The sequence below is a fragment of the Streptomyces sp. UNOB3_S3 genome (assembly GCF_020740895.1).
GTDB lineage: Bacteria > Actinomycetota > Actinomycetes > Streptomycetales > Streptomycetaceae > Streptomyces.
This window is the reverse complement of record NZ_JAILXP010000349.1, coordinates 1-7,516: the sequence shown is the minus strand read 5'-3', so window position 1 is coordinate 7,516 and position 7,516 is coordinate 1. Positions and strand designations below refer to the sequence as shown.

The 7,516-nt window shown below is 71.8% G+C and carries 8 protein-coding genes; 4 read left to right on the top strand and 4 right to left on the bottom strand.

Annotation, left to right across the window (positions count from 1 at the left end):
• Nucleotides 1-33: 33 nt before the first annotated feature.
• The 3 genes from K6I33_RS28380 to K6I33_RS28370 form a co-directional block, all read right to left on the bottom strand.
• The gene (locus K6I33_RS28380) at nt 34-867 is read right to left on the bottom strand and encodes a DNA methyltransferase (protein ID WP_275126794.1); all 834 of its coding nucleotides are present in this window, start codon (nt 865-867) and stop codon (nt 34-36) included.
• A 55-nt stretch (nt 868-922) separates the two neighbouring features.
• Complete coding sequence (locus tag K6I33_RS28375; RefSeq protein ID WP_229357393.1) at nt 923-2,167, bottom strand: DegT/DnrJ/EryC1/StrS aminotransferase family protein; 1,245 nt, start codon at nt 2,165-2,167, stop codon at nt 923-925.
• A 320-nt stretch (nt 2,168-2,487) separates the two neighbouring features.
• Nucleotides 2,488-3,378, bottom strand: a complete 891-nt coding sequence (locus K6I33_RS28370; protein ID WP_229357392.1) for a peptidoglycan-binding protein — start codon at nt 3,376-3,378, stop codon at nt 2,488-2,490.
• Between the two features lie 262 nt (nt 3,379-3,640).
• On the opposite strand from K6I33_RS28370, the gene K6I33_RS28365 reads away from it, so the two are divergent.
• Genes K6I33_RS28365 through K6I33_RS28355 form a run of 3 tightly spaced genes read left to right on the top strand, consistent with a single transcriptional unit; the run spans nt 3,641 to nt 6,621 of the window.
• The gene (locus K6I33_RS28365) at nt 3,641-4,534 is read left to right on the top strand and encodes a CAP domain-containing protein (protein WP_229357391.1); all 894 of its coding nucleotides are present in this window, start codon (nt 3,641-3,643) and stop codon (nt 4,532-4,534) included.
• A gap of 55 nt (nt 4,535-4,589) precedes the next feature.
• Nucleotides 4,590-5,519, top strand: a complete 930-nt coding sequence (locus K6I33_RS28360; RefSeq protein WP_229357390.1) for a peptidoglycan-binding domain-containing protein — start codon at nt 4,590-4,592, stop codon at nt 5,517-5,519.
• Nucleotides 5,520-5,565: 46 nt separating this feature from the next.
• Nucleotides 5,566-6,621 (top strand): basic secretory protein-like protein, encoded by a 1,056-nt coding sequence (locus K6I33_RS28355; RefSeq protein ID WP_229357389.1) that lies wholly within the window; start codon nt 5,566-5,568, stop codon nt 6,619-6,621.
• A 25-nt stretch (nt 6,622-6,646) separates the two neighbouring features.
• Here K6I33_RS28355 and K6I33_RS28350 read toward each other — a convergent pair whose 3' ends face one another.
• Nucleotides 6,647-7,123: a hypothetical protein gene (locus K6I33_RS28350; protein WP_229357388.1), complete on the bottom strand. Its 477-nt coding sequence runs from the start codon at nt 7,121-7,123 to the stop codon at nt 6,647-6,649.
• Nucleotides 7,124-7,165: 42 nt separating this feature from the next.
• On the opposite strand from K6I33_RS28350, the gene K6I33_RS28345 reads away from it, so the two are divergent.
• Nucleotides 7,166-7,516: response regulator (locus tag K6I33_RS28345; protein ID WP_229357387.1), on the top strand; the 351-nt coding region annotated here is incomplete at its 3' end.

Genomic DNA, 7,516 nt, shown 5'->3' with positions numbered 1-7,516 from the left:
GGGCCGGGGGAGGGAACTGGGAGTCCATCACCATCACCTTCGTAATGCGTCGATGCGCCGTTCGGCGATCCCGGTCGCCTCGTCGGAGAAGTCGTTGCACGCCCAGGCGCGGCCGGTGGTCTCGGCTGCCAGGGCCGTGGCACCGGTTCCGGCGAAGGGGTCGACGACGAGTTCGCCTTCCCGGGTGAGCAGCCGGATGAAGTACTCGGGCAGCGCCACCGGGAAGCGCTCGGCGAGGGCCAGGGCCCGCTCGCCGGACGCGTCGCCGGGCACGTCGTCCTGGCCGGGATCGTCGGCCCGGGAGTCGCCCAGGACGAGGAAGTTGCCGTACGCCCGGGTGAGGTGGTTCTGGAAGCCGCGCACCCCCCGGACGTCCACCGGTACGTCGGGTGTCCTGGCCAGCCAGAACCACATGCTCACACAGTCGTCGAGACGCTCCCGGCGCCGGTCGGCCCACTCCACGTCGGCCTCCAGGAAGCCGGGGTTGTACCAGTAGAACTCCTGGAGGAGGTGCCATTCGCCGCCGGCGAGCAGGTCGCCGATCGCGGAGAAGTTCTGCACGGTGCGCACCGGGGCGTCCTTCGCCCAGCAGCAGCCCAGCTCCATCACCAGGCTGCCGTCCGGCCGGAGCACCCGGCCGATCTCGGTGAGGAACGGGTCGAGCCACTTGACGAAGCCGGGGCTGGTGGGATCGGTGGAGGAGGCCGGGAAGGGGCCGGTGAACCAGGGGGAGGTGACCACCAGGCGGGCGGTGGCGTCGGGCAGGGTGCGCAGGAAGCCGACGGCGTCGCCCTGGGTGAGGGTTCCGCCGTCCGTCGTCGTCACCGTGCGCACGGCGGCGGCGCCCGGCGTGGAACGGGGGGTCATGGCATGCCCTTTCGTCGTGGGGCGGAGCTGCCGGGAACGCGGACCGCGCGCGGCGTCAGACGACGCCCAGCCGGGTCCGTGCCGTCCGCAGCGCCGCGGCCACGAGCTCCATGCGCTCCGGCGGGGCGAGGAACATCCAGTGGGGGAGGACGACGGCGTTCTCCCCCGCGGCCTCGGCGACGGGCAGCTCGAACCGCGCCGGGTCCAGCTCCCGGGCCCGCCCCGGGCCGGCCCCGGACCCGGCCCAGCCCGAACTGAGCGGCTGATAGAGGTCGTTGCGGCTCAGGGCCGAGTCGGCGGGCTCGACGTGCGCCCCGAGCTGCTGGGCGAGCAGGGCGGCGACCTTGTGCTTGGCGCCGTGCCCGAACACCTCCGGGCGCAGGCGGACACAGAACTGGTAGGCGGCCTCGGCGGTCAGCGCCGCGGGCCGGACGAGGGGGTACACGCCCTCGACGTCCTCGAGCAGCTCCTCCAGGCGCCGCATGGAGGCCCTGCGCCGGTCGTTCTCCTCGTCGAGCCGGCCGAGCCCGTCCAGCGCGACGGCCGCGTTGAACTCGCTCATGCAGTAGTTGTACCCCTGCACGCCGGGCAGCTCCTCCAGCTCCAGTTCGCCGGGCGGGGTGTCCCTCCGGCGCCGGCGGCCGTCGGCCCGCTTGCGGTAGAGCCGGGAGTGGATCTCCGGGTCGGAGGTCACCGCGACGCCCCCCTCACCCGAGGTGAGGAGCTTGGTCTGCTGGAGGCTGAACGCCGCGACGTCGCCGAAGGTCCCCAGCCGGCGCCCGTCCCAGGTCGCGCCGTGCACGTGCGAGCAGTCCTCCAGCAGCGCCAGGCCGTGCCGGCGGGTCAGCTCGCCCATGGCGTCCAGGTCCACGGCGGACCCGTACAGGTGCACCGCCATGACGGCCTTGGTCCTGGGGGTGAGCGCGGCCTCGGCCGCCGCCACGGACATGCACAGGGTGTCCGGGTCGACGTCGACGAGCACGGGGGTCGCGCCGACGCGCAGGACGGTGGAGGCGCAGGCGACCCAGGTGAGGCCGGGGACGAGCACCTCGTCGCCGGGCCCGACGTCCAGCGCCTCCAGGGCGACGGTGAGCGCGGCCGAGCCGTTGCAGGTGGGGACCGCGTGCGCGGCGCCGAGATAGCCGGCGAAGGCCCGGGCGAAGGACTCCTCGAAGGACGGCTCGCCCGTGGAGGCGCCGCTGACCGTCCAGCGGCCCGACCGCAGCGCCGCGAGCAGCCGCTCCTCGGTCTGCGGGGTGTACTTCGGCCACGCGGGCCATGAGTGCGTGTGTGTCTTCAAACTGCCGGACCTCCGTGTTCACCGGGCCACGAGTGGGTGGGGGAGTGGGCCGAACGCCTACGGTGTCGCGCGCATGCCGTCCGCTGAAGCGGAACGGAACTATTGAGAAGCGTACGCATGTGCGTGTGGCACGCGTCAACGACCAGTAGGTGGTTGGCGCATTGACTCGCTTCGGCTCCGGTGGCCCTGGGACGTGGGAGAAGCTTGATTGTCCTGCGTATGGTTGAGAACGGGGACTGTTGACGCTTGTGTCAACTCGCCGCCGGTGATTGATCCTTGACCGGAATTGCGCACCGGCGGCTGGGTGACGGCGGGGGCGGCTACGAGAGCGCGTCGCCGGGGCGGCCGTACTCCTCGATCAGCCGGGCCAGTTGCCGGGGGCCCGGGACGCCGTCCGCGTCGGATCCCGTGTCACCGATCTTCTGCTGGTAGCGGCGCATCGACTCGGCGTCGGCGTCCGTCCACTCCGGTCCCGGACCCACCCGGTAGGCGCCGCAGCCGGCGCGCACCAGCATCTCTCCCAGGCGGGTGATGTGCTCGCCGCTGCTTCCCGGGCCGTAGGCCAAGCCGTCGATCACGACCTGGCGCGGGTCGGCGGCGGGCTCGTCCGCGGTCTCTTCTTCTCGGGAGGCGGGCCGGTCCTCCTCCCGGGGCGCGGGGGTGCCGCCGTCGGCCGGGATGTCGGACTCGTCGGCCTGCTCGCCGAAGTGGACGACGCCGGGGCGCCCCTTCCAGTCGGGGTCGGCCACGACCGCCCCCTCGGGGAAGTCCGGGATCCCGTATCCGTAGACGTAGGAGGACTTGCGCGGCCGGGTCTTGAGGTAGACGCCGTCGCCCTCGGCCGAGCCGGAGTCGTTGGTGTTGCCCTCGATGGTGGTGATCTCGTCGTCGGTGTAGCCGATGCAGATGCCGGTGTGGTTGCCGCCGCCGGGGCCGAAGAACACCACACTGCCGACGGCCGGGTACTCGCTCCAGCGGCCGCGCTCCTGGAACCACTCCACGCCCGCCGGGCACCACGCGTAGCGCGGCACTATGTCGCCGTTCCCGCTGCGGTCCGCGACCCAGCTCACGAACATGCCGCACCACGCCTCTTCGTTCATGCCGTACCAGCGGCCGAACTTGTTGTCGTTGTCCCAGTGTCCGTCGGAAAAGCCCTCCTGGTATCCGATCTCGTCCCGGGCGATGCTGATGAATTCCCTGGCGCCGGCCATGGTTTATCCCTCCTGGATTCGGTGAATCATCGCCTACACGTCGCCTGCATGGACTGACGTGGGGCGATGTCTGGCGATCACCATGCCACACAAAAACCGGGAATGCGGTGCGCAAAGGCGGAATAGACGCCTCATCGACAACCCGTGAACATGGCGTCGACCGTTCTTCCATTTCCCGTCGACCGGCCGTTGATCCGCTTCCCGCAGCATGGTGTTCGCCGAAAAGAATTCACAGCACCGAAGAACGGGTGGAAAAGAGAAAATGGCTCCGCAGAACGGTCAGGCATATGTGCTCCGCTCGGCCACCGGTGTGGTCGTCGACGTCGACCACAGCAGCACGGCACCGGGCACGAGGATCCAGGGGTGGCCGGCCAATGGCTCCCGGGCCCAGAGCTGGGTCTTCTGGGCCAAGGACAACGGCTCGTGGCTGCTGGAGACGGGCCTGACGCAGGGCACCCACGGCCCCGGCCAGGCGATGGTCCTCGACTACGACTTCTCCAACTGGCGCGCCCACCTCTTCAATGAGCACGGGCAGGCCAACCAGCTGTGGCGGCTGGAGGACGCGGGCGACGGCTACGTACGCCTCAAGAGCCTGCGCACGGAGGGCGGCGACGCCTACCTGACCGCCGACGGCGCCGGCCGCTTCCTGGGCGTGTGGAAGTCCGACCCCGGCAGCGACGCCCAGCGGTGGCGGCTGGAGGGCGCCCCGTCCTCCGGCCAGGGCGGCCAGGCCGGTCAGCAGCCGCAGCCGCAGCCCCAGCCGCAGCCGCGGCCCGGCACCGGCGGCTCCGATGTCGAGCTGATGCTGAGCCTGGTCAACCAGGAGCGGGCGAAGGCCGGTCTGCCGGGCCTGGTCCTCGACCGCGCGCTGTGCGCGGCGGCCCAGCGCCAGTCCGACGACATGGCGCGCAACAACTTCCTGGGCCACAACGGCTCGGACGGCAGCGACATGGGGCGGCGCTTCAAGGACGTGGGCATCGAGAACGTCTTCTCGGGCGAGAACGCCGCGACCGGCTCCGACGTGCGCGGAACCATGGACATGTGGATGCGCAGTGAGGGGCACCGCAACAACATCCTCGGGCGTAACTTCCGGCGCTTCGGGGCGGCCTTCGCCCCCGGTAGCGGCGGCCGCTGGACGCAGACCTTCGCGAGCTGACGACACCGAGCGGCACCCGAGCAGCACCTGAGCGACACCCGAGAGGACACCCCCCATGGGCATCACCTGGATCCCCGGTGCCGAGCGCCTGGGCGACGGCGACATCGGCGGCGGGATGGACACCCCCGACGAGCCGCCCCGCGTCGTCTGGCACACCACCGAAAGCGGCGCGGGCGACGCGGAGTTCGACTCCACCGCCGACTACCTGATGGAGATCGGCGCCGAGCCGCACCTGCTCTACGACCCCACGACCGACCGCCTCGGGCAGTTCGGCCCGCTGGACGAGAGCGCCCGCGCCCTGCGCAACGACGGCGACGACCGCACCAACCGCACGGGCCGCGTCTGCGTCCAGGTCGAGGTGCTGGCCCGCGCGAGCGAGCCCTTCACCGACTACTGGAAGCCGGGCCCGAACTTCGCCGCGCTGCTGGAGGCCGCCCGCTCCTGGGGCGTCCCGGACGCCTGGCCGGCGGGCGACCTCGCCTCCGACGGCTCGGAGTCCACCGACCGCGACAGTGACACCTGGCACTCCGAGGGCGGCCACTACGGGCACGCCAACGTCCCCGGCAACGACCACTGGGACCCGGGCGCCATCTCGCAGGCCGCGCTCCTCGCCGCCGGTCCGGGCGACGCCCCGGCCGCACGCGACGAGGAGCCGTCCGACACGGCAGCCGACGGTGGTGTGTCCAACGACGATGTCTCCGACGTCAGTCTCGCGAACGTGATCGCCGCCGCCGGGAGCGACCCCGACGCCCCGCAGGGCGCGACCACCCACCGCGACGACGTCCTCGTCGTCGAGCGGGCCCTCCACGCCGAGGGCCTGCTGTCCGCCGAGTGGCTGGACGGCTCCTTCGGCACCAGCACCCGGGACGCCTACGCCGAGTGGCAGGGCCGCTGCGGCTACGAGGGCGACGACGCCGACGGCGTCCCGGGCCGGACCAGCCTCGAGAAGCTGGGCGCGGAGCACGGCTTCCGCGTCACCGACTGACCTTCCGCAGAACTCCCCTCACCCCACCACCGAAAGGCAACGTGACATGCCCGTCACCCCGCAGAACGGCCAGGTGTTCACGCTCCGGTCCGCCAACGGCCTGACCGTCGACGTCAACTCCAGCCAGACCACCACCGGCAACCGGATCCAGGGCTGGAAGCCCAACAACTCCAAGGCCCAGCAGTGGGTCTTCTGGGCCAAGGACAACGGTTCGTGGCTGCTGGAGACCGAGCTGACCCACGGCACCCACGCCCCCGGCAAGGGCATGGTGCTCGACTACAACTTCAGCGCCGGGGTCACCCACCTGTTCCCCGAGCACGGCGATGCCAACCAGCGCTGGCTGTTCGAGGACGCCGGCAGCGGCTGGTACCGGATCAAGACCATGCGCGGCAACGAGGGCGACCGCTATCTGACGGCCGTCGGCGAGGGCGTCGCGCTGGGGCTGCGCGGCCCGAACTGGGGAGACCCCGGGCAGCGCTGGGAACTGCTGCCCGTCGGCTCCTCCCGGCCGCAGCCCGGTCCGGGCACGGGCGTGCGGATCACCCTGGACGCCGGGCAGGCCCCCGACCTGGCCGGCTGGCTGGAGGAGCGGAAGCCGGTGCTGGAGGCCTGGTTCCCCAAGACGGTCGCGCTGATCATAGGCGACGCGTTCGCGGCCCCCGCCGGGTACCGGATCGTGCTCGACCGGTCCAACACCGGGGTCGCCTACGCCTCCGGCGACATGGTCAGCGTCAACCCCGACTACGTCCGCCGCAACCCGGGCGACACCGGCTTCCTGATCCACGAGCAGGTCCACATCATCCAGCAGAACCGCGTTCTGCCGGGGCACTTCGTGGAGGGCGTGGCCGACTGGGTCCGCAACTACCACTTCGAGAACGGCGGGCTGCCCTCCGTGGGGACGTCCGACAAGTACACCGACGCCTACCGGACGACGGCGTACTTCCTCAACCACGTCGCCACGCGCTACGACGGCGACATCGTGCGCAAGCTGAACGTCGCCGGGCACGACGGCTCGTATGTGCAGGACGGCGACAACCAGTGGTGGCGCGACCGCACCGGGAAGACCGCCCAGCAGCTGTGGGACGAGATCCCCAAGCGCTGAGGCCCGTCCGGTCGCCCCGGCCGCCCTACTGGTCCTCCACCGCGTGGACCAGTGGCGGGTGGCCGTTCCAGGTGACGAAGAGCGAGCTGGTGCGCGGGCCGGCCGTGAAGTCGACGCGGATCCAGCCGTCCTGCTTCCACACCCGCATCCGCCAGCCCTCCTCCGGGGCGGCCGAGACGAGCGTCGCCGAGGACCCGCCGAGGGCGAAGACCGCCCGGCCGCCCCGCACCGGATAGCTCCGCACCGCGCCGCCGGTGGAGGCCGCGACGGGCGGAGGCGCCGGCGTGGACGGCGGGGAAGGCGAGGGACGAACGGCCGGGGTGGCCGGGACTGATGGGTCCAGCGGTGCCGGCGCTGACGGCGCGGTATCCGGTGCCGGGAGGGCGAGGGGCGGCTCGTGGGCCGTGTCCGTCAGCACGGTCCGGACCCCGTACCAGGAGAGCGCCATGGCCACGGCCGTCGCCAGCGCCCACGCCAGGAAATGCAGGATGCCTCGCCTCATCCGGCTCATGGTGCCTCACCCGTATGGCGTACGGTGCGGCCCATGGCAAGACTGCTCGTCGTCGAGGACGATCCGTTCGTGCGCTCCGCGCTCATCCGCCAGCTGACCGAGGCCGCACACACCGTGCGCAGCGTGGGCACGGCTCTCGAAGCGCTGCGGGAGGTGGCGCAGGTCGGCTTCGACGCGGTCGTCCTCGACCTCGGGCTGCCGGACCTCGACGGGGCGCAGGCGCTGAAGATGCTGCGCGGCATCACCGACGTACCGGTCATCGTGGCCACCGCGCGGGACGACGAGGCCGAGATCGTCCGCCTGCTCACCGACGGCGCCGACGACTATCTCGTCAAGCCCTTCTCGGGAGCCCACTTGACGGCCCGTGTCACCGCAGTGCTGCGC